Origin of the sequence: Haloechinothrix halophila YIM 93223, assembly GCF_000504245.1 — a bacterium.
GTDB classification, from domain to species: Bacteria; Actinomycetota; Actinomycetes; order Mycobacteriales; family Pseudonocardiaceae; genus Haloechinothrix_A; species Haloechinothrix_A halophila.
The window spans coordinates 2,417,037-2,438,482 of record NZ_KI632509.1 but is presented as its reverse complement, the minus strand read 5'-3'; the positions used below and the strand labels follow the sequence as shown (position 1 = coordinate 2,438,482).

At 69.6% G+C, this 21,446-nt stretch carries 24 protein-coding genes; 5 read left to right on the top strand and 19 right to left on the bottom strand.

What is annotated here, in order from left to right:
• The 9 genes from secD to AMYHA_RS11055 form a co-directional block, all read right to left on the bottom strand.
• The gene (gene secD / locus AMYHA_RS11095; RefSeq protein ID WP_034270714.1) at positions 1–1,779 is read right to left on the bottom strand and encodes a protein translocase subunit SecD; all 1,779 of its coding nucleotides are present in this window, start codon (positions 1,777–1,779) and stop codon (positions 1–3) included.
• 138 nt (positions 1,780–1,917) lie between these two features.
• Complete coding sequence (gene yajC, locus AMYHA_RS11090; protein WP_034270711.1) at positions 1,918–2,292, bottom strand: preprotein translocase subunit YajC; 375 nt, start codon at positions 2,290–2,292, stop codon at positions 1,918–1,920.
• A gap of 132 nt (positions 2,293–2,424) precedes the next feature.
• Complete coding sequence (gene ruvB, locus AMYHA_RS11085) at positions 2,425–3,522, bottom strand: Holliday junction branch migration DNA helicase RuvB (protein ID WP_051399762.1); 1,098 nt, start codon at positions 3,520–3,522, stop codon at positions 2,425–2,427.
• A 27-nt stretch (positions 3,523–3,549) separates the two neighbouring features.
• Positions 3,550–4,197: a Holliday junction branch migration protein RuvA gene (gene ruvA / locus AMYHA_RS11080; RefSeq protein WP_034270708.1), complete on the bottom strand. Its 648-nt coding sequence runs from the start codon at positions 4,195–4,197 to the stop codon at positions 3,550–3,552.
• Complete coding sequence (gene ruvC / locus AMYHA_RS11075) at positions 4,194–4,796, bottom strand: crossover junction endodeoxyribonuclease RuvC (protein ID WP_034270705.1); 603 nt, start codon at positions 4,794–4,796, stop codon at positions 4,194–4,196. Before ruvC ends, ruvA begins: the two co-directional genes overlap by 4 nt.
• A gap of 97 nt (positions 4,797–4,893) precedes the next feature.
• A complete protein-coding gene (locus AMYHA_RS11070) occupies positions 4,894–5,400 on the bottom strand; it encodes a DUF4262 domain-containing protein (protein WP_034270703.1) in 507 nt (168 codons plus the stop codon).
• Positions 5,401–5,562: 162 nt separating this feature from the next.
• A complete protein-coding gene (locus AMYHA_RS11065) occupies positions 5,563–6,312 on the bottom strand; it encodes a YebC/PmpR family DNA-binding transcriptional regulator (RefSeq protein ID WP_034270702.1) in 750 nt (249 codons plus the stop codon).
• Positions 6,313–6,434: 122 nt separating this feature from the next.
• A complete protein-coding gene (pdxT, locus tag AMYHA_RS11060) occupies positions 6,435–7,073 on the bottom strand; it encodes a pyridoxal 5'-phosphate synthase glutaminase subunit PdxT (protein ID WP_034270700.1) in 639 nt (212 codons plus the stop codon).
• A 101-nt stretch (positions 7,074–7,174) separates the two neighbouring features.
• Positions 7,175–8,338 carry a trans-sulfuration enzyme family protein gene (locus AMYHA_RS11055; RefSeq protein ID WP_034270698.1) on the bottom strand — a complete coding sequence of 388 codons (1,164 nt, stop codon included), beginning with the start codon at positions 8,336–8,338 and terminating at the stop codon, positions 7,175–7,177.
• Between the two features lie 106 nt (positions 8,339–8,444).
• Between AMYHA_RS11055 and AMYHA_RS11050 the strand changes: the two genes are divergently transcribed.
• The gene (locus AMYHA_RS11050) at positions 8,445–8,906 is read left to right on the top strand and encodes an Lrp/AsnC family transcriptional regulator (RefSeq protein ID WP_034270696.1); all 462 of its coding nucleotides are present in this window, start codon (positions 8,445–8,447) and stop codon (positions 8,904–8,906) included.
• A gap of 4 nt (positions 8,907–8,910) precedes the next feature.
• On the opposite strand, the gene AMYHA_RS11045 is transcribed toward AMYHA_RS11050, so the two are convergent.
• Positions 8,911–9,234: an AzlD domain-containing protein gene (locus AMYHA_RS11045; protein WP_034270693.1), complete on the bottom strand. Its 324-nt coding sequence runs from the start codon at positions 9,232–9,234 to the stop codon at positions 8,911–8,913.
• The gene (locus tag AMYHA_RS11040; protein WP_084037073.1) at positions 9,219–10,007 is read right to left on the bottom strand and encodes an AzlC family ABC transporter permease; all 789 of its coding nucleotides are present in this window, start codon (positions 10,005–10,007) and stop codon (positions 9,219–9,221) included. Before AMYHA_RS11040 ends, AMYHA_RS11045 begins: the two co-directional genes overlap by 16 nt.
• A 65-nt stretch (positions 10,008–10,072) precedes the next feature.
• Between AMYHA_RS11040 and AMYHA_RS11035 the strand changes: the two genes are divergently transcribed.
• The 3 genes from AMYHA_RS11035 to AMYHA_RS11025 all read left to right on the top strand — a co-directional run bounded on the left by AMYHA_RS11035 (position 10,073) and on the right by AMYHA_RS11025 (position 11,162).
• Complete coding sequence (locus AMYHA_RS11035; RefSeq protein ID WP_034270690.1) at positions 10,073–10,636, top strand: helix-turn-helix domain-containing protein; 564 nt, start codon at positions 10,073–10,075, stop codon at positions 10,634–10,636.
• On the top strand, positions 10,633–10,818 hold the full coding sequence (locus AMYHA_RS11030) for a hypothetical protein (protein ID WP_034270687.1): 186 nt from the start codon (positions 10,633–10,635) through the stop codon (positions 10,816–10,818). The genes AMYHA_RS11035 and AMYHA_RS11030 overlap by 4 nt, the downstream gene beginning before the upstream one ends.
• Positions 10,819–10,928: 110 nt before the next feature.
• A complete protein-coding gene (locus AMYHA_RS11025; RefSeq protein WP_034270685.1) occupies positions 10,929–11,162 on the top strand; it encodes a hypothetical protein in 234 nt (77 codons plus the stop codon).
• Positions 11,163–11,335: 173 nt separating this feature from the next.
• Here AMYHA_RS11025 and pdxS read toward each other — a convergent pair whose 3' ends face one another.
• On the bottom strand, positions 11,336–12,277 hold the full coding sequence (pdxS, locus tag AMYHA_RS11020) for a pyridoxal 5'-phosphate synthase lyase subunit PdxS (RefSeq protein WP_051399761.1): 942 nt from the start codon (positions 12,275–12,277) through the stop codon (positions 11,336–11,338).
• A 190-nt stretch (positions 12,278–12,467) separates the two neighbouring features.
• Between pdxS and AMYHA_RS11015 the strand changes: the two genes are divergently transcribed.
• A complete protein-coding gene (locus AMYHA_RS11015) occupies positions 12,468–14,576 on the top strand; it encodes an elongation factor G-like protein EF-G2 (RefSeq protein ID WP_034270680.1) in 2,109 nt (702 codons plus the stop codon).
• A gap of 61 nt (positions 14,577–14,637) precedes the next feature.
• Here the strand turns inward: AMYHA_RS11015 and AMYHA_RS11010 are convergent, their stop codons facing one another.
• The 7 genes from AMYHA_RS11010 to thrS form a co-directional block, all read right to left on the bottom strand.
• The gene (locus AMYHA_RS11010) at positions 14,638–15,138 is read right to left on the bottom strand and encodes a LemA family protein (RefSeq protein ID WP_034270677.1); all 501 of its coding nucleotides are present in this window, start codon (positions 15,136–15,138) and stop codon (positions 14,638–14,640) included.
• Entirely contained in the window at positions 15,135–16,298 is a 1,164-nt protein-coding gene (locus tag AMYHA_RS11005) for a glycosyltransferase family 4 protein (protein WP_034270675.1), read from the bottom strand. The genes AMYHA_RS11010 and AMYHA_RS11005 overlap by 4 nt, the downstream gene beginning before the upstream one ends.
• Positions 16,299–16,336: 38 nt before the next feature.
• Positions 16,337–17,266 carry a phosphatidylinositol mannoside acyltransferase gene (locus AMYHA_RS11000; RefSeq protein ID WP_034270673.1) on the bottom strand — a complete coding sequence of 310 codons (930 nt, stop codon included), beginning with the start codon at positions 17,264–17,266 and terminating at the stop codon, positions 16,337–16,339.
• Entirely contained in the window at positions 17,263–17,871 is a 609-nt protein-coding gene (gene pgsA / locus AMYHA_RS10995) for a phosphatidylinositol phosphate synthase (protein ID WP_034270669.1), read from the bottom strand. The genes AMYHA_RS11000 and pgsA overlap by 4 nt, the downstream gene beginning before the upstream one ends.
• 45 nt (positions 17,872–17,916) lie before the next feature.
• Positions 17,917–18,447 (bottom strand): MarR family winged helix-turn-helix transcriptional regulator, encoded by a 531-nt coding sequence (locus AMYHA_RS10990; protein ID WP_034270666.1) that lies wholly within the window; start codon positions 18,445–18,447, stop codon positions 17,917–17,919.
• A gap of 322 nt (positions 18,448–18,769) precedes the next feature.
• A complete protein-coding gene (locus AMYHA_RS10985) occupies positions 18,770–19,321 on the bottom strand; it encodes an HIT family protein (protein ID WP_034270664.1) in 552 nt (183 codons plus the stop codon).
• Positions 19,318–21,336 (bottom strand): threonine--tRNA ligase, encoded by a 2,019-nt coding sequence (gene thrS, locus AMYHA_RS10980; RefSeq protein WP_157362507.1) that lies wholly within the window; start codon positions 21,334–21,336, stop codon positions 19,318–19,320. The genes AMYHA_RS10985 and thrS overlap by 4 nt, the downstream gene beginning before the upstream one ends.
• Positions 21,337–21,446: the final 110 nt, after the last annotated feature.

The window sequence follows — 21,446 nt, the reverse complement described above, 5'->3', positions numbered from 1 at the left end:
TCAGACCCCCCTCGCGGCCGCAGGGCCGGATTGTTTCTTACTCCGCTGCACCGCGGCGCCGGCGTCGGTGACCATGCCGAGGCCGGACAGCACACGGTTGTTGAGGATCTTCCACTTCCCGGCCATGACCAGCATCGGGTGGGTCACCATGAACACGATGACCAGGTCGAGCACCGTCGTCAGGCCGATGGTGAACGCGAAGCCCTTCACGCTGCCGACGGCGAGCAGGTAGAGCACGACCGCGGCCAGCAGCACGACCGCGTCGGCGGAGAGGATCGTCCGCCGGGAGCGCACCCACGCCCGCGGGATCGCGGAGCGCACACTTCTCCCCCCGCGTATCTCGTCCTTGATTCGTTCGAAGTACACGACGAACGAGTCCGCGGTGACACCGATCGCGATGATCAGACCAGCGACCCCCGCGATGTCGAGCGTGAACCCGACTGATCGGCCGAGCAGGATGATCACCGGGAACACCAGTGCCGCGGTCAAGCCGAGCGAGGCGACCAGCAGCACACCGAGCAACCGGTAGTAGACAAGGCTATAGAGCACGATCAGGCCGAACCCGATGGCGCCCGCGATCAGACCCGCCCGCAGCGAGGACAGGCCCAGCGTCGCCGAGACAGTCGTGGCGTCTGAGGTCTCGAACGACAGCGGCAGCGAGCCGTACTTCAGGATCTGCGCGAGATCCTCCGCCTCGGCCCGCGTGAAGTTACCGGTGATGCGGGTGTTGCCCGCGATCGCGGTGGTCACCGTCGGCGCGGAGACGACCTCGGTGTCGAGCACGAACGCGACCTGCGCCGGGTTGCTCGGTGACTGGGCGGACTCCTTGGCCAACTCGGAAGTGATCTTGGCCCACTTCGAGTTGCCGTCGCCGGTGAAGGTGATGTTGACCTGGTAGCCGACGCCGTCGGAGTTCACGCCTGCGGTGGAGTCGCTGATCTCCTGGCCATCCAGGATCACCGGGCCGAGCAAGTAGGCCAGCCGCGTGTCCGTGGATTCGCGGTCCTGGTCGCAGGCGACCAGCGGCTTGTCGGGATCGTCGTTCCCGCGCAGCGGGTCCTTCGCACCCTTCGAGCAGTCGATCTGCTGCAGGGCCTGCTGCAACGCCTGCTGCGCCTCGGGACCGCCACCGAGCAGGTCCTCGTTCTGCCGGACCTCCTTCGCCTCGGCGATCTCCTCGCGAGTCTCCTTGGGCAGGGAGGGGTCGTCCTCCTGTGCCGCGGCGGGCGCGGCACCGGACGCACCGCCACCGCCTCCCGAGCCGTCGGCGTCGGAGTTCGCACCGTCGTTCTTCGCGCCGTCACCCGGCTTCGCGGTGCCGTCGTCATCGGACGTGCCGGGCTTGTCGCCCGCGCCATCACCGCCGGGCTGGCCCGGCTGCTGCTGGACAGCGGCTGGGTCGAACGGACCGGCGATGACCTTTCGGAACGCCAGCTTCGCCGTCTGGCCGAGGGTCTTGGCCTCCTGGCCCTCCTCGCCGGGCACCGTGATCACGATCTGCTTGCCGTCCAGCACGACCTCGGCGCCGGAAACACCCAGCCCGTTGACGCGTTCGGCGATGATCGCCCGTGCCTGGTCCAGCGCCTCCGGGGTCGGCTCTGAGCCGTCCGGGGTGCGCGCGGTCAGGGTGACGCTGGTGCCGCCTTTGAGGTCGATGCCGAGGCGGGGGCTCGGATCGCGGTCACCGGTGAAGAACACCAGTCCGTACAGCACGACAACGATCAGAAGGAAGAACGCCAGATAGCGTCCTGGACGGATGGTCCCGGCGGGTGGTGCCACGGGAGGGTCTCTCCTCGAACTCGTCTTTGACACGGCCCCGGGTGGGGCGCATGACACTCGTCGCATGGCCACACGACGGCCATGGCTCGGGCACTGTACCCGGAGCCACGTAAGTCGCGCGTTATGCGAAGAAGATCGTTACTTACCCTTGTGCTCCATCGGCGGGGCGACCCCGGCGCTGCCGCGCTCGTCGGCCTCGCTGCCCTCGTCCGACTCGCTGTCGGCATCCTCGTCGAGGTCGTCGACGTCCTCGTCGAGGTCGTCCTCGACCTTCTCCCGCACGGCGGGCCGCAGCCACGTCGTCACGACGCCGTCCGCGATCTCCAGCTCGATCTTGGTGTCGTCGCTGGCGTCGACGACGATGCCCTCCAGGCCCGACGTGGTCCGCACCCGGTCGCCCTCGCTGAGGCTGTCCTGCAGCTCGTGGTGCGCCGCCATCTCCTTCTTCTGCTTGCGCACGGCGAAGAACATCATCAAGCCGAGGCCAGCCATCATCACGATGAGCAGTTCCATCGATTTCTCCCTCTATGGGCACGGCGGTGTGCCCCGCCATACCCGTTGGCGAGTACGTATTTGCTGCGAGTCTGCCAGTTTACGCCCTAGCCACCGACGGCAGCCCCTGCGTCACCGCAGGCCGCTCGCGTGTCAGTCGAACAACGACTGGGTGGCCTCCGGCGTTCCCCCCTTCGGTGGCGGCAGCCCGAGGTGCTGCCACGCCGCTGCCGTGGCCACCCTGCCGCGGGGTGTGCGGGCGAGCATCCCGATCCGCACCAGGTACGGCTCGCACACCTCCTCCACCGTCGACGACTCCTCCCCGACCGCGACGGCCAGCGTGGACACCCCGACCGGACCGCCGCCGAACGAGCGCACCAGCGCGCCGAGCACCGCCCGGTCCAGCCGGTCGAGGCCCCACTCGTCGACGTCGTACACCTCGAGCGCGGCCTGGGCGGTCTCCCTGGTCACCCTGCCGTCGGCGCGCACCTCAGCGTAGTCGCGGACCCGGCGCAGCAGCCGGTTGGCGATACGGGGCGTGCCCCGGGAGCGACCCGCGATCTCCTCGGCGCCGTCCGCTTCGAGCGCGACGCCGAGAATGACCGCCGAGCGGCGCAACACCTGCTCCAGCTCGACGGGCTCGTAGAACTCCATGTGGCCGGTGAAGCCGAACCGGTCCCGCAGCGGACCGGTCAGCGCGCCGGACCGGGTGGTGGCACCGACAAGGGTGAACGGCGCGATCTCCAGCGGGATGCTGGTCGCGCCCGGTCCCTTGCCGACGACGACGTCGACCCGGAAGTCCTCCATCGCCAGGTACAGCATCTCCTCGGCGGGCCGGGCGATGCGGTGGATCTCGTCGATGAACAGCACATCGCCCTCCACCAGGTTCGACAGCATCGCGGCCAGGTCACCGGCGCGTTCGAGCGCTGGCCCCGAGGTGATGCGGATGGCACTGTCCAGCTCGGACGCGATGATCATGGACAGGCTGGTTTTGCCGAGCCCCGGCGGACCGGACAGCAGCACGTGATCCGGCGGCACTCCCCTGCGCTTGGCGCTGTGCAGCACCAGCTCCAGCTGCTCGCGCACCCTGCCCTGGCCGACGAACTCGGACAGCTTGCGCGGGCGCAGCGTGGTTTCGAGCTCGCGCTCGCCGCTCTCCGGCAGGGCGGACAGCGGCGTCGACTCCGCGGCGGCGTCGTCAAGGTCGGCGGCCGAGCCAGCGGCCGAGTGCTCAGCGTCTTCCGGGCTCATCACGTCCCTCATCGTGCATCCCGCTCGTCACCGCTTCTTACCGAGGACCCCCAGCGCGGCCCGCAGCACGGCCGAGGTGTCAGTGCCACTCGAGCCGCCGTTCTCACCGCTGCCGACGGCGCCGTTCTCGAGTACCCCGTCGACGGCCTTCTCCGCTTGCTTGGCCGCGAAGCCGAGCGAGACCAGCGCCTCGACGACGTCCGGTTTCACCCCGTCGGCCGCGCCACCTGGCACCGCGCTGGGCGCACCCGCACCGGTCGCGCCACTGATCGGCGTGGCATCGACCTTGTCGCGCAGCTCGAGACTGAGTCGCTCCGCGCCCTTCTTGCCGATGCCAGGCACCTGGGTGAGCACGGTGGTGTTGCCCTCGGCCAGCGCGCCGCGCAGGGTGTCGGGGTCGAGCACGGCGAGCGCGGCCAGCGCCAGCCGAGGCCCGATGCCGGACACCGACTGCAGCAGCACGAACAGCTCGCGCGACTCGGTCTCGACGAAGCCGTACAACGTCAGCGAGTCTTCCCGCACCACGAGCTGGGTGTGCAACGTGGTCTGCTCCCCCACCCGCAGGGTGGCGAGCGTGGCCGGGGTCGCCAGCACGGCGAGTCCGACCCCACCGACCTCGACCACGACGTGATCGAGCGAGATCGCGAGCACCTGCCCGCGTACCGACGAGATCATCCTGTCCCTCCTCGGCCCGGCCGACTTGCCGCGCCAGTCCGCTGTGCTCGCGCGGCCGACAGCCGCGCCTTGTGTGCCTTTGCCAGGTCGGCCGCGCGCCGCTCCGCCTCGGCGAGCCTGGCGCGCATCGGTTCCCGCCACAGGTGGCAGACGGCGAGCGCGAGCGCGTCGGCCGCGTCGGCGGGCTTGGGTCGCTCCTGAAGCTGTAGTAGCCGGGTGACCATGGTGGTGACCTGCTGCTTGTCCGCTCGCCCTGAGCCGGTGACGGCGGCCTTCACCTCGCTCGGCGTGTGGAATCCGACCGGTAGCGACCGCCGTGCCGCGCTCAGCGCGACCACGCCGCTCGCCTGTGCGGTGCCCATCGCCGTGCGGACGTTCTGCTGGCTGAACACCCGCTCGATGGCCACGGCGTCCGGGCGGTAGGTTTCCAGCCACTCGTCCATCGCGTCGGCGACCTGGCGCAGCCGGTCGGCGAGGTCGAGATCCGAGGGGGTGCGCACCACGTGCACGCCGACGTAGCTGACTTGCCGTCCGGTGCCGCCATCGACGATGCCGACCCCGCATCGGGTCAGGCCGGGATCGACCCCGAGAACGCGCACCTACGACCTCCACCATGGCGAACACTCGTTCGAGGAGGGAGGTTACCCGCCTGCCCTCGGCGCGCTCGACCCGACGCGCCGGATAGCCGTCAGTCCGCTAGAACGACGGGGTTCCGGTCGCGTTCAGCAGGGGCTGCCACTGCGCGAAGCCCTCTGGCGCGTCGTCGTCCCATGGCCAGCTGCCTTCTGGTGTCGGGACGATGATCTGCATACCGGGGAAGTCGCCATCCGGGTAGAGCACGAACGCCGATCCGAAGTACGCCGGGTAGTGCGCGGGGTCGACGTGCTCGAACGCTACCGGGATGCCGTCGAAGAAGCCGTCGTAGAGCACGCCCGGCTCGAACCGCACGCCCATGGCCGCCTTGTCCACGTACGCGTCGAGCAGCACCGTCGCGATCTGTTCCGGCAGGCCGACCACGACCGCCTCCGGGACACCGTGCTTGCGCCACGCGCCCGCGGTGAAGCAGTAGCCGCCGACGCCGTCCTCGGGCGCGACCGACACGACCGCGTTACCTCTGGTGTCCGCTTCCTCGATCAGCCAGTCACGAAGCTGCTCGAGATCGTCGGTATGGGGTACCGGTGTGGGTGATGCGTCCGTGGTCACGGGCGTTCATTCTGCCCGCTTACGGTCCGCTTCCCCACAGCCGTCCAGCGGATCTTGCCATCACCCATCCGGCCTAGCAAACACGAAGCGGCATGCTGCCGTGGGTACCAGTCGTGAGTGCTGATCCAGGTTCTAACCCGGATCAGCACTCACGACCGCGCCTCAGCCGACCTCCGCGAGCACCTCGTCGCTGACGTCGAAGTTGGCGTAGACGTTCTGCACGTCGTCGGCGTCCTCGAGCGCCTCGATCAGCTTGAACACCTTCTTCGCGCCGTCGGCGTCCAACGGCACGTTCACCGACGCCAGGAAGCTGGCCTCGGCCGACTCGTACTCGTACCCGGCCCCGCGGACCGCGTCGCGCACCGCGAGCAGGTCGCTGGCGTCGGAGACGATCTCGAAGCTCTCGCCGAGGTCGTTGACCTCCTCCGCGCCCGCGTCGAGCACCATCATCAGCACGTCGTCCTCGGTGAGGTCGTTCTTCGGCACGATCACGATGCCTTTGCGGTTGAACAGGTACGACACCGAACCGGGGTCGGCCAGCGAGCCACCGTTGCGGGTCAGCGCGGTGCGCACCTCACCCGCGGCGCGGTTCTTGTTGTCGGTCAGGCACTCGATCAGCACGGCGACGCCGTTGGGCGCGTATCCCTCGTACATGATCGTCTGCCAGTCGGCGCCACCGGCTTCCTCACCGGCGCCCCGCTTGCGGGCGCGCTCGATGTTGTCCTTCGGAACGGAGTTCTTGTTCGCCTTGAGGATCGCGTCGTAGAGCGTCGGGTTGGCGTCGGGGTCGCCCCCGCCGGTGCGGGCGGCCACCTCGATGTTCTTGATCAGCCGTGCGAACAGCTTGCCCCGTTTGGCATCGAGGGCGGCCTTCTTGTGTTTCGTGGTCGCCCACTTTGAGTGGCCGCTCATCTCTCCTCCATCTTCGTCGCTACTCGCCTGGTAAAATGCCAATCCGGCCGACGTGGCCGACCGGGCAGGTCAGCGATCGTATGCCCGTCGCCCTACTTTCGGCCTTCTTGGCATGTCGGTCCTCATGCCGCGTCCTCGGACACGGCCGCGCGGACGATGTCCGCGAACAGCCGGTGCACCCTGCCATCACCGGTGAGCTCGGGGTGGAACGCGGTCGCGAGCACCGTGCCCTGGCGAACCGCGACGATCCTACCCGCGGCTGGCCCGGCGACAGCGGTGTCGGGCACGGCAGCGAGGACCTCGACATCCTGGCGTGCCGACTCCACCCACGGCGCCCTGATGAACACCGCGTGCACCGGTCCGTCGTCGATTCCGGTGAAGGCGAGGTCCTCCTCGAAGGAGTCCACCTGCCTGCCGAACGCGTTACGCCGCACCGTAATGTCCAACGCGCCGAGCTGGTGCTGGTCTTCCCGCCCGTCGAGTACCTCGTTGGCCAGCAGGATCATGCCAGCACACGAGCCGTAGGCGGGCATGCCACTCGCGAGCCGCTTCCGCAGCGGCTCGAGCAGTTCGAAGGTGTCCAGCAGCCGCGACATCGTCGTCGACTCCCCGCCGGGGATGACAAGGCCGTCCACGGCGGCCAGCTCCGACTCCCTGCGCACCGTCATGGTGCGCACACCAGCGGCGCGCAGCGACGCGACGTGCTCGCGCACATCGCCCTGCAACGCGAGCACACCGACACATGGCTGAGCAGCAGACAAACCGCGATTCCTCCCGAAATGACTGCTCACCAGCCTAATCGCGCAGCGTTGGCGAGCACTGACCGGGTGCGAATAGGCCCGCGCCAGGCAGTCAAAATCGCTCAGCCCGCGCGCAACGCCTTGTCGAGGTCGTCCCAGAGGTCGTCGACGTCTTCCAGCCCAACGGAGAGCCGCAGCAGGCTCGCGGAAACACCGGTGGCGGCCAGCACGTCCTCGCCGACCAGCCGATGTGTCAGCGCCGCGGGATGTTCGATCAGGGTGTCGACCGAGCCGAGGCTCACCGCGGGGGTGACGACGTCGAGCGCGCGCACCACGGTGTGCGGGTCGCCGTCCGGTTCGAAGGCCAGCATCGCGCCCGGTCCGCGCAGCTGGCGGCCGAGCACGCCCGCGTCGTTCTGTCCGGCGAGGCCCGGATAGCGCACCGAGCACACCCTGGGGTGTGCTGCCAGTCGTCGCGCCAGTTCGGCCGCGGTGCGTTGCGCCGCATCGATGCGCAACGGCAGCGTGGGCAGCCCCCGATGCAGCAGGTAGGCGCTGAGTGGATGCAGCACGGCCCCGGTAAGGATGCGCAGTTGCCGCAGCGGCGCCGCCCGTTCCACCGAGCAGGCCACCACACCGCCGAGCGCGTCGCCATGCCCGCCGAGGTACTTGGTACCTGAGTGCAACACGTACGCCGCGCCGTGGTCGGCAGGGTTCTGCAACACCGGCGTGGCGAAGGTGTTGTCCACGACTACCGGCACATCACCGGCCGCACGGACGACGGCGGCGATGTCGACGACGTCGAGGGTCGGGTTCGCCGGGGTTTCCAGCACCACGAGGCCGGTATCGGGACGAATCGCGGCGGCCACGCCCGCTGGGTCGACGAAGTCGGTGTCGGTGCCGAGCAACCCGGTGGTGAGCAGATGATCACTGCCGCCGTAGAGCGGGCGCGCCGCGACGACGTGCCGGTGTCCTGTCATGCCGCAGCTCGCCTGCACCACGGCGGTCAGCGCCGCCATGCCGCTGGCGAACGCGACGGCCTGCTCGGTGCCTTCCAGCTCGGCGAGCGCCTGCTCGAACCGCGCCGTCGTGGGGTTGTGCAGCCGGGCGTACACCGGTGATGCCGCCCGCTCCGCGCCATCGGCCAGCTCGCCGAGCGCGACGCCGCCGCTGTCCTGATCAGGGATCGGATACGTCGTCGAGAGATCGATCGGTGGGGCATGGACCCCGATGTCGCTCAGGTCGTGCCTGCCGCCATGCACGGCGCGGGTACGCATGCCGCTCATGTCCGCCCTCCATATGACCGTAGTGGGTTCGCCAATACTTGAGTCATAGTGATGGAGTGACTACGTCTATGGAGATTTCTCGAATATCCTGCGGCGAACCGAGGTGATGTCCGTGCTCGATGCGATCGATGCCGCCCTGCTGCTCGAGTTGCAGAAGGACGCTCGACTGCCGAACAAGGACCTCGCGGAGCGCGTCACGGTGGCGCCCTCGACGGCGCTGGTCCGGCACAGGGCGCTGCGGGAACGAGGCGTCATCACCGGCTACCGCGCCGAGGTCGACCTCAGCGCGATCGGGCGCCCGTTGCAGGCGATGATCGCGGTGCGAATCCGGCCGCATACCCGCGACGTGGTGCGGCCGTTCCTGGAGTATCTGCTCGAGCTGCCGGAAACGCTGTCGGTGTCGCACGTAGCGGGCCCTGACGACTTCCTGGTGCACGTCGCCGTCACCGATGCCGAACACCTGCAACGCCTGGTTCTCGACTCGTTCACCGGCAGGCGGGAGGTGGCCCAGCTGCATACCAACCTGCTGTTCGAGCATCGCAGGAAAGGCCAGATTCCACCGGCCTGACGGCTCAGGGCACCCCGGCCAGCCGCAGCAGCGCGGCGGTCGCGGCGGCGGCGAGCACCACCACGACGAACGGCGCCTTGCGCCAGGCGAGCACCCCGCCGACCAGGACCCCGGCGGGGCGGGCCCAGCCGGCGAACCCGTCGGCCTCGATCAGTGCCGCCGTGCCGACCAGCGCCGCCAGCAGCAACACGGAGGCCAGCGTCATGGCCTCTTCCGCCCGCTGCGGGAGCCGCACCCGCTCGCGCAGCGCCGGCCCGCACGCGCGCAGCGCGTAGGTCCCGACAGCCAGCACCCCGACGGCGGCGATCAGGATTATCTGCTCGGACACGACGTCTCCTCCCCTGTCGCTTCCCCGGACGGCGCTGGGTCGTCGTGCCGCCCGGACTCGCGCGACTCCCCCGCGTGCACCGTCGCCGGGGCGCGCGTTCCGCGCAGCACGAGGGCGATCGGCAGGGCGAGTAGCGCGAGCAGTACCGGCAGTCCCGCGGGCAGCACCGGTGTCGCCACCAGCGCGACCGCCACACCCACCAGCGCCGCCGCGGCGGTCGCCTTGTCCCGCAGCGAGGGCAACACCAGCGCCAGCAGCACGGCGGGGAACGCGGCGTCGAGTCCCAGCGCCGCGGTGTCGCTGACGGCGGTGCCCGCGACCGCGCCGAGCGCGACGCCGACGTTCCAGCACACGAACAGCCCGACGCCGCACGCCCAGTACGCCGCTTTGCGACGTTCGGCGTCGTGCTGGGCGAGCGCGAAGGCCACCGACTCGTCGATCATCACGTGGGTGCCCGCCCACTTGCGCCAGCCGCTACCCAGCACGTCGCCGATGGCGAAGCCGAACGGCACGTGGCGGGCGTTGACCAGCAGTCCGGCGAGGACCGCGGCGACCGGATTCCCGCCCGCTGCGATGATGCCCACGAACAGAAACTGCGCCGCACCGGCGAAGACCAGCAGCGACAGCAGCATCGGCAGCCACACCGGCAGGCCGGACCCGACCGCGATCGCACCGAAGGAGACACCGACGATGCCGTCCGCGAGCAGCACGAGCGCGATGTCCCTGGCGAGATCCCCCTGCAACACCCGTCGTGTTCGACGTAACGAACGCATGAGCACTATAATGAACGACACCACGTCGTTCGTCAACACGAACGAGTGTACTTGTGGAGCGAACAATGTCGGATGACCAGACCACCGCGCCCCTGGCCGCCATCGCCGACGCCCTGCGACGCGAACGCACCCGCGCCGGGCTGTCCCTCAGTGAGGTCGCCAAGCGCGCCGGGGTCGCCAAGTCCACGCTGTCGCAGCTGGAATCCGGTGCGGGCAACCCCAGCATCGAGACGCTCTGGGCGCTCGGCGTCGCCCTCGAGGTGCCGTTCTCCCGGCTCGTCGACCCGCCCAAGCCGATGGTGCGGGTGGTCCGCGCGGGCGAAGGTCCCGCCGTGACCTCGGAGCAGGCCCACTTCATCGGCACCCTGCTGGCGTCCTGCCCGCCGCATGCGCGCCGCGACATCTACACCATCACCATGGAGCCGGGCGCACCCCGGAAGGCGGATCCGCACAATCCCGGCACCGTCGAGCACCTGATCGTGGGAGCGGGGCGGATGCGCACCGGCCCCATCGAGGACGCGGTCGAACTCGACGCGGGCGACTACACGGCGTTTCCCGGCGACGTGCCGCACGTCTACGAAGCGCTTGAACCGGGCACCTGGTTCCTACTGGTCATGGAGCACGTATGAGCGAGACGTCCGAACCGATCCACTGCGAACGCTGCGGTAGGGACCGAGCCGCGGACACCGGCGTCGACGCGCTCGCCTGGGCCAGCGACACCGACGCCAGCGGCACGCAGTGGCTGTGCCCGGACTGCGCTCGGGACCACGTGCGCGACATCGAAGGCAAACTGCCGCGTGAGTACTGGTGAGCGGTTTCGCCGTAACACGAAAGGGTTACAATACGACGGATCCCGTACAGCCCGGTGTCACCGGGACGTCACTTCTGCGATAGCTCGCCCTCGTAGGAAGCAGGACCCGTATGGCCGCCGTCGTCATCGAGCTCGCCGTCATGGCGTTCGTCGTTGTCGGACTTCCGGTGTTGCTCGTCAGGCGTGTCTGCCGAGGGATTGAGAAGGAGATGGTGTCCTGGGTGCCGTCCGGCACCCGGCGGCACCGGTTCCAGGCGGTCACTGTCATCAAGCAACCACGCAGTGCGCAGCGGATCGCCGCTGACTGGTGGCCGCGCGACCGCTGGTCCCCGCCGCACGGCTGAGCCGCCTGGCAGACCCACCACGCCAGAGTCGATCAACTTCCTGCGCGCTGTTACCAGCAGATGTCCGTTTTCACCCGGTTTGCGTGGCAACAGGCCGCAGGAAGTTGATCGACTTCGGTGCGATGCGATGCGCTTCAGGGGGCCGACTCTGGCCGAGTCGACCCCTTCCGTACTTACCAGCCGCGCTCGGCGAGCCGGTGCGGCTCCGGGACCTCTTCGACGTTGATGCCCACCATGGCCTCGCCGAGACCACGGGACACCTTGGCGATCATGTCGGGGTCGTCGTGGAACGTGGTGGCCTTGACGATCGCCTCCGCCCGCTGCTGCGGGTTGCCGGACTTGAAGATGCCAGAGCCGACGAACACGCCCTCGGCGCCGAGCTGCATCATCATCGCGGCGTCCGCGGGGCTGGCGATCCCACCAGCGGTGAACAGCACCACCGGCAGTTTGCCGTTCCGCGCCACCTCTTCGACCAGCGGGTACGGCGCCTGCAGTTCCTTGGCCGCGACGTAGAGCTCGTCCTCGGGCAGCGAAGACAGCTTGCGGATCTCGCCGCGGATCTGGCGCATGTGGGTCGTCGCGTTGGAGACGTCGCCGGTGCCGGCCTCCCCCTTGGACCGAATCATCGCCGCACCCTCGGTGATGCGCCGCAGCGCCTCGCCGAGGTTGGTCGCGCCGCACACGAACGGCACGGTGAACGCGAACTTGTCGATGTGGTTCGTGTAGTCGGCGGGCGTGAGCACCTCGGATTCGTCGATGTAGTCGACGCCGAGCGCCTGCAGCACCTGCGCCTCGACGAAGTGCCCGATCCTGGCCTTGGCCATCACCGGGATCGACACCGCGTTGACGATGCCGTCGATCAGGTCGGGGTCGCTCATCCTGGCGACGCCACCCTGCGCGCGGATGTCGGCGGGCACGCGCTCGAGGGCCATGACGGCGACGGCGCCCGCGTCCTCGGCGATCTTGGCCTGCTCCGGCGTGACCACGTCCATGATCACCCCGCCCTTGAGCATCTCGGCCATGCCGCGCTTGACGCGCGCGGTGCCCTTCTCGGGGGTCGTGGTTGGCGTCTCGGACTGAGTCTGGGCAGCGGTCACTGCGAGAACCTTTCTCATTTCGTGGCTTCGCCTCCATCCTACGTCGCACGTGGACCGCTCAAGCAGGCCAGTACTGGGGTATTTCAGCAGTCCACTTGGTGATTCGTGCCACCCACGTGGCCGGTCTGGTACAGCGGTGCTCTTGCCCCAGCTCGCGATCAGGTGTGTGATCGAAGACACACCTCATCCGCTGGGACAGGAGGCCGCCATGGCTGACAGACATACGCGCAACGGCGGCTCTGACACCGCTGTCGCTTCGCCGTCCGGCGTACGCAACGTGGCACTCGTCGGGCCGTCCGGATCAGGCAAGACCACCCTCACCGAAGCCCTGCTCGCCGCGACCGGCACCGTGTCGCGAGCAGGCAGCGTCGTTGACGGCACCACGGTCTGCGACCACGACCCCGCCGCCGTGCGGCAGCAACGCTCCGTCGGCCTCGCGCTCGCTCCCCTCCACCACGACGACATCAAGATCAACCTCATCGACACGCCCGGCTACGTCGACTTCATCGGCGAACTCAGGGCGGGCCTGCGCGCCGCGGACGCCGCGCTGTTCGTCGTCTGCGCGGCGGACGGCATCGACGACACCACCGTCGCGCTGTGGCAGGAGTGTGCCGCCGTCGGCATGCCCCGCGCCGTGGTGATCTCCCGGCTGGATCATCCCCGCGCCGATCTGCCCGGCGAACTCGCCGCCTGCCAGCAGGCCTTCGGCGCGGGCGTGCTGCCGCTGTATCAGCCCGTGGGCGACACCGGGCTGATCGGGCTCATCTCGCAGCGGCTGTCCGACTACTCGAACGGCTCCCCGCCGGTGGCCGGCACCCCCGCCGAGGCCGACCTCGCCGCGATCTCCGAGGCACGGGACGCGCTGATCGAAGGGATCATCGAGCAGAGCGAGGACGAGACGCTGATGGACCGCTACATCGGCGGTGAGGAGATCGCGGAGGCCACGCTGATCGACGACCTGGAGACCGCGGTGGCGCGCGGGTCGTTCCACCCCGTCATCCCGGTCTGCACCGCGACCAGCGTCGGGCTCGCCGAGCTGCTCGAGGTGATGACCAGGGCGTTCCCGTCCCCGGTCGAGCACGATCCGCCCGAGGTGACCTCACCGGGCGGTGCCCCCCACGAGCCGCTGCGCGCCGACCCGGACGGTCCGCTCGCCGCGGAGGTGGTGCGCACGACGATGGACTCCTACGTCGGGCGGGTGTCGCTCGTGCGGGTGTTCTCCGGGACGCTGCGGCCGGACCGGCAGGTGCACGTCTCCGGGCACGGCCTCGCCGAACGCGGCCACGCCGACCACGACGTCGACGAGCGCATCCTGCACCTGTACTCCGCGCGCGGCGCCGAGCTGGAGGAAGTGCCGTACTGCGTCGCCGGTGACCTGTGCGCGCTGACGAAGGTGTCGTCGGCCGAGACCGGCGACACGGTGTCCTCGCCGAACGAGCCGCTGCTGATGGCGACCTGGCCGATGCCGGAGCCGTTGCTGCCGATCGCGGTGGTCGCCAACAACCGCAGCGACGAGGACGCGCTCGCCCGCAACCTCGCCCGGCTGGTGGCTGGCGATCCGACGCTGCGGCTGGAGCGCAACGCCGAAACCAACCAGCTGGTGCTGTGGTGCATGGGCGAGGCGCATGCCGACGTGGCGCTGTCGCGGCTGCGTTCCGGCGGGGCCGACGTCGGCACCGAGGACGTGCGGATCCCGCTGCGGGAGACGTTCGCGACCAAGGGGCACGGGCGCGGCAAGCACGTCAAGCAGTCCGGCGGGCACGGCCAGTACGCGGTGTGCGAGATGGAGGTGGAACCACTCCCCCGGGGTTCGGGATTCGAGTTCGTGGACAAGATCTATGGTGGCGCGATTCCGCACCAGTTCATCCCGAGCGTGGAAAAGGGTGTGCGGGCGCAGATGGCGAAGGGCCTGCTCGATGGCTACCCGGTGATCGACATCAGGGTGACGCTGCTGGACGGCAAGGCGCACAGCGTCGACTCCTCCGACGCCGCGTTCCAGACGGCAGGCGCGCTCGGGCTGAAGGACGCCGCGGCCAACGGCAAGGTCGTCCTGCTCGAACCGCTGGACGAGGTCGCGGTGACCATGCCGGACGAGCACCTCGGCACGGTGCTCGGCGACCTGTCCGCGCGGCGCGGCAGGGTGCTCGGCACCGAGTCGGCCGGGAACGGGCACAGTGTGATCAAGGCGGAGGTGCCCGCGACGGAGCTGCTGCGCTATGCGATCGACCTGCGGTCGATGACATCGGGCACGGCCGCGTTCACCCGGACGTTCAGCCGGTACGAGCCGCTGCCGCAGGGGATGCACGCCCCGGCCTGAGCGACACGGCAGCACGGGCCTGCTCGGCGGTGCCGCGCCTCCGCCCGGCGGGCCCGATGCGCTACGGATCGGGTTCGGCGATCTCGAAGTACTCCGGCTCGGGGGCGCTGCCCGCGAGCCGGAAGTAGCGCACCTTGCGCCGTCGCCGCAGCGCGAGCGTGTCGCGGACGGCGTCGTTGTGCACCCGGCGTGCGATCACGACGCGCTGCTCGGCGTCGGAGAGTTCGCGCTTGAGGCCGTCCGGTAACACGGTTCGGTCGAGCCGGGCGAGCAGCCGGGTGAGTTCGTTCTCGGCCACCTCACGTTCGGGCCGCGATGCCGACTCGGCGGCGTCGGCCGCCGCCCTTATCCGCGCCGACAGCGGCATTGTGGTGCCCGCGCTGGCCACCGCGCGGGCGACGACGGCCCTGCGCGCCAGCGCGGCGTCCAGCGCGGCCCAGGCCGAGTCGGTGCGCACGTGCAGCCGGTCCAGCCGGTTGGCCGTGGCCACCAGCAGCGCGCCGAGCAGCAGCGCGATCACCACCACGGCGGTGAGCAGCAGCAACAGCGCGGTCGTGCTCATGGGTTCTGCTCCGAGGGCGCCGTCGCGACCACCGAGGCCTCGCCGACGCGGCGCGGATCGGCGGCGATCGCCGCTTCGTACACGCGCAGCACCTGGTCGCAGACCAACGTCCAGTCGTAGGCGGCGACCCGCTCCGTGCCCGCCGCGGCCAGTGCGGCCAACCGGTCGCGGTCACGCAGCACGTCCCGCAGCGTCGCGGACAGCGCCTCGGCGTCGCCGGTCGGGGTCAGCACCCCTGCCTTGCCGTCGTCGAGCACGCGGCGGAACGAGTCAAGGTCGCTGGCCACCACCGGGGTGCCCGCCGCCATCGCCTCGGTGAGGATCATGCCGAAGCTCTCCCCGCCCAGGTTCGGTGCGCAGTAGACGTCGGCGCTGCGCAGCGCGCTGGCCTTGGTCTCGTCGTCGACCTGGCCGAGCAGGTCGATCCGCGCCGCGAGTTCCGGTCCTGCCTCCTCGTACAGCTCCTCGGGCTCGCCACCGCCGACGACGAGCAGCCGCAGGTCGGGTAGTTCGGTGAGCAGTGGGCGCAGCGCGTCCAGCAGGACCGTCATGCCCTTGCGGGGTTCGGTGAACCGGCCGACGAAGCCGACCGTGCCGCCCTCGCGCGGGTAACCGGGTAGCGGTCGCGCGTTGGCGTAGAAGTCGACGTTGACCCCGTTGGGGATCTCGACGGCGTCGCCGCCGAGGTGTTCCACCTGCACCCGCCGCGCCAGCACGGACACCGCGATCCGCGCGGTGATCTTCTCGAACAGCGGGCGCAGCATCGGGCGGAAGCCGACCATGGTGCGGGAGCGCGGAGTGGACAGGTGGAACGTCGCCACGATGGGGCCGTCGGCCACCTTCAGCGCCAGCATCGACAGGCTGGGCACCACCGGTTCGTGCAGGTGCAGCACGTCGAAGTCGTTGGCGGCGATCCAGCGGCGCACCCTGGCATACGAGACGGGGCCGAACTGCAGCCGCGCAACGGAGCCGTTGAACGGCACCCCGACCGCTCTGCCAGCGGGGTGCACGAAGTCAGGCAGCTCGGAGTCGGCGGCCGCGGGGGCGAGCACCGAGACCTCGTGGCCGCGCGCCAGCAGTGCCTTCGCCTGCTCGACGATGTGGCCCTGCACTCCGCCTGGCACGGCGAACGAGTACGGGCAGACGATGCCAATCTTCACGAGCCGACCCTCACAACCCGGTCCTCACCGCGCGGCCCTCACGGGTCACCGGCGTCGGCCGTGTCGAGGTCCTGCCTGCGCGCCTCGTCGAGGTCGGCCAGCCACAGCTTCTGCAGCATGTGCCAGTCGGCGGGATGGGCGGCGATGTCCCCGGCGAAGGCGTCGGCGACGTGCTGGGTGGCCGAGGCGATCTCCTCGCGGTCGTTGACCCGCACGCGCGGGTGGATGCGCAGCCCCCAGCCGTCCTCGGTGAACCAGGTCGTCAGCGGCAGCAGCGCGGCACCGGTGCGGGCGGCGAGCCACGCCGGGCCCGCTGGCATGCGGGTGGGCTCGCCGAAGAACGTGACCGGGATGCCCGCGCTGGTCAGGTCGCGGTCGGCGAGCAGGCAGACGATGCCGTTGTCCCGCAGTCGGCTCTTCAGCAGCGGCAGCGCACGCGCGCCGCCGGTCAGCGGCAGGATCTCGAAGCCGAGCGACTCCCGGTAGTTGACGAACCGCTGGTACAGCGACTCCGGCTTGAGCCGTTCCGCGACCGTGGTGAACCGGCCGTACCGGTTGACGAGCCACACGCCCGCCGCGTCCCAGTTGCCGCTGTGCGGCAGCGCCAGGATCGCGCCGTTGCCGTCGCGCAGCGCGACGTCGAGGTTCTCCTTACCCTCGACGCCCGACTCGAAGCGGTCGGCGAGGGTGCCGTGGTTCATCGACGGCAGCCGGAACGCTTCCTGCCAGTAGCGCGCGTAGGAGCGCATCGCCTTTTTGGTCAGCTCGTCCAGCTCGTCGTCATCCGCCTGCGGGACGACGCGCCGCAGGTTGCGACGCAGCTGGGCGACGCCGTTGCCGCCGCGCACCGCCGCGATGTCACCACCGGCCGCGAACAGCGCGTCGGCCATCTTCGCGGGCAGCAGCCGCACCAGCCGCCACCCGGCGCCGAACCCGGCGTCGCTGAGCAAGTCGGCGGTGCGGCTCACGGCGTCACCTCCCGCGCTGATGTGCGCGCCGAGCGTACCCGCTGGATCAACGTCCACACCGACAGCACCGCGAGCAACCACAGCGACACCGGGATCGCATACGGCACGCCGAAGCCCGCCAGCCCGGTGCCGACGAGGGCGATGATGAGCCGTTCCGCGCGCTCGAGCAGGCCACCGTCGGCGCTCAGACCGGATGCCTCCGCCCGCGCCTTGATGTAGGAGATCACCTGCGCCAGCACCAGCACGAACAGCGCGACGCCCGCCGAGACGGTGTCCTCGGCGACGGTGAAGGCCCACCAGGCGATCGCGGCGAACACAGCGCCGTCGGTGAGCCGGTCACAGGTCGCGTCCAGCACGGCGCCGAACGGCGTCGACTTGGTCGCGCGTGCCATGGCGCCGTCGAGCATGTCGACCATCGCGAAGCCCCACACCGTGAAGGTGCCCCACAGCAGCATGTCGTTCGGGAAGAACGCCAGCGCGCAGACAATCGCGCCCACCGTGCCGATGACCGTCACCGCGTTCGGAGTGAGTCCCGCGCGCACCAGCACGACCCCGATCGGGTCGACGACACGCGAGATCGACGCACGGGCGAACACGTTCAACATCGGTGACGGGGCCTTACTTCCGGGGACGCGAGCGATGACGTGTGATCAGCCTAGCTGTCCGTCAGGCGCGCAGCCGTCAGACTCCCGGTCGGACATATCACCGGAGTGGACGACGTCACACGACTCGCTGAGTGCCCCCATCACGGCGTCGCTGATCTCGCCGAGCCGGTCGACCTGTTCTGCGCTCAGCGCGTCGAACAGCGCGTGCTTGACGGCGGCGTCGCGGGCCGGGGTCGCCGCCAACAGCGCGTCCGCACCCACCGGCGTGAGCGTGGCGAGCGCGCCACGCTTGTCACTCGGGCAAGGAGTGCGCCGCACCAAGCCCGCCGCCTCCAGCCTGCCGATGGCGTGCGAGAGCCTGCTGCGGGAGAACCGGACCGCACAGGCCAGCTCGTGCATCCGCAGCGTCCGCTCCGGCGCGTCGGCCAGCGCGGCGAGGACGGCGTAGTGCGCGTGCGGCATCCCCGCGTCCTGCTGCAGCCGCCGCTCCAGGTGCTCGGTGAGCATCGTGATGGCGGCGCTGAAGCCGTCCCACGCCTCGCGCTCCCCCGCGCTCAGCTGTCCTGGTTGGTCCACGTCGCCATGGTACGGAGGGGCACCGACGCCGGGAGCCTTCAGATTTGTTGGATCTTGGCGGCCTGGAATATCGATCACACGATCAGTCTTCACACTCGTTCGCCCTCATCGCGAAGTTCGCGCTGAATGCGGACGATCGAGTCTCGGGAGACTTCCATCCCGCGGGCTCGACGCCTGTCGGCTAGAGCGAGGAATGATGTTTGTTGATCAGGGACCCTGCTGGCGGGCCCAAAGTTCGTCTGATTTGTTCGGTTGGCATGGTCCTCAGCGCAGGGTCCCTGATCAACACGCGGAGATAGACGGCCCACGCCTACGGTTACCGCTAGACGTCGTACCAGGCGTCGGCGAGCAGCTTGCGGGTGTCGCCGAGCAGCTGCGGCAGCACCTTGGTGTGGCCGACGACCGGCATGAAGTTCGAGTCGCCACCCCACCGGGGCACCAGGTGCTGGTGTAAGTGCGCCGCGATGCCCGCCCCGGCGATCACGCCCTGATTCATGCCGATGTTGAAGCCGTGCGCGCCGGAGACCGCCCGCACCGCTCGCATCGCCCGCTGGGTGAATTCGGCGACCTCGACCGTCTCGGTCGCCGTCAGGTCGGTGTAGTCCGCGACGTGCCGGTACGGCACCACCATCAGGTGACCCGGGTTGTACGGGTACAAGTTCAGCACCGCGTACACCTCGCCGCCGCGCGCCACCACCAGCCCCGACTCGTCGTCCATCCCGGGGATGCGGCAGAACGGGCAGCCCTTCGGCTCGTCGTCGTCCGGCTTGCCCTGGCCCTTGATATAGGCCATGCGATGCGGCGTCCACAGCCGTTGCAGCGCATCGGCCACACCAACGCCGTCCTGCTCAGTCAGCTCGGGGCCGTCCGTCACGCCAGCACCGCTTCCACGGCATCAGCCGTCGGCGACGCGTTCTCCCTGCGCTCCACCCAGTCCGCGATGACGTCCACCGCCGAGGCCACCGGCACGCCGTTGACCTGGCTACCGTCGCGGAACCGGAACGACACCGCGCCACCCTCGACATCCTTGCCACCCGCGAGCAGCAGGAACGGCACCTTCTCCTTGGTGTGGGTGCGGATCTTCTTCTGCATCCGGTCATCGCCGGTGTCGACCTCGACCCGGATGCCGCGCGCCTTGAGCGCCTTGGCGACGTCGAGCAGATGCGGCACGTGCTCGTCGGCGATCGGGATGCCGACCACCTGCACCGGCGCCAGCCACGCCGGGAACGCACCCGCGTAGTGCTCGGTGAGCACACCGAAGAACCGCTCGATCGAGCCAAACAGCGCGCGGTGGATCATCACCGGTCGCTGCCGCGAGCCGTCCGATGCGGTGTAAGACAAGTCGAAGCGTTCCGGCAGATTGAAGTCGAGCTGAATGGTCGACATCTGCCAGGTGCGGCCCAGCGCGTCGGTGGCCTGCACCGAGATCTTCGGGCCGTAGAACGCCGCGCCGCCCGGATCGTCGACCAGCTCGAGGCCGCTGTCGGTGGCCGCCACCCGCAGCGCCTCAGTGGCCTCCTCCCACACCTCGGGCGAGCCGACGTACTTGTCCTCGTTGCGGCTGGACAGCTCGAGGTAGAAGTCGTCGAGGCCATAGTCGCGCAGCAAGTCGAGCACGAAGGTCAGCAGCGACTTCAGCTCGTCCTGCACCTGGTCGGGGGTGCAGTAGATGTGCGCGTCGTCCTGAGTCATGCCCCGGACGCGGGTGAGCCCGTGCACCACACCGGACTTCTCGTACCGGTACACCGAGCCGAACTCGAACATCCGCAGCGGCAGCTCCCGGTACGACCGGCCACGCGACGCGAAGATCAAGTTGTGGAAGGGGCAGTTCATCGGCTTGAGGTAGTAGTCCTGCCCCGGCTTGCGGACCGTGCCGTCCTCGTTGTGCTCGGCGTCGAGGTGCATGGCGGGGAACATGCCGTCGGCGTACCAGTCGAGGTGCCCTGAGGTCTCGAACAGCGCGCTCTTGGTGATGTGCGGCGAGTAGACGAACTCGTAGTCCGCCTCCTCGTGCTTGACGCGGGAGTAGTCCTCCATGGCGCGTCGGATGACGCCGCCCTTCGGGTGGAACACCGCGAGTCCGGAGCCGATCTCCTCGGGGAAGCTGAACAGGTCCAGCTCGCTGCCCAGCTTGCGGTGGTCGCGGCGTTCGGCCTCGGCAAGCAGCTCCAGGTGCTCGTCCTGCGCCTCGGGCGACTCCCATGCAGTGCCGTAGATTCGCTGTAGCTGGGGGTTGTTCTCGTTGCCGCGCCAGTAGGCGGCTGCCACGCGGGTGAGCTTGAACGCCGGGATGTGCTTGGTGGTCGGCACATGCGGGCCCCGGCACAGGTCGCCCCACACCGGCTCGCCCGTGCGCGGGTTGACGTTGTCGTAGACGGTCAGCTCGCCGCCGCCGACCTCCATGACTTCGCTGGTGTCAACGTCACCTTTGATGTCGACCAGCTCGAGCTTGAACGGCTCGTCGGCCAGCTCCTCCTTGGCGGCCTCGACGGAGTCGAGCTTCCGGCGGGAGAACCGCTGGGCGCCCTTGATGATCTGCTTCATGCGCTTTTCCAGCGCCTTCAGGTCATCCGGGGTGAAGTGGTGGTCGATGCCGAAGTCGTAGTAGAAGCCGTCCTTGACCGGCGGGCCGATGCCGAGCTTGGCCTGCGGGAACTCCTGCTGCACCGCCTGGGCGAGCACGTGCGCGCAAGAGTGGCGGATGACGCTGCGGCCGTCCTCCGTGTTGGCCGCTACGGGCTCGACCTCGGTGTCGGCCTCGGGCGCCCAGGACAGGTCGCGCAGGTTGCCCTCGGCGTCACGGACGACGATGACGGCGTCGGGGCCTTTGCTTGGCAGGTCGGCGTCTCGCACCGCGGCACCCGCCGTAGTGCCCGCCGGCACCACCACGCGTCCGGTGGGTGCGGTGGCGAGCTGGGACGGCTGTGACACGGTGAACTCCTCGGGTTCGGTTGACGACAGGTGGGCGCCGAGCGGCACCCGTACCTGTCGATGCTATC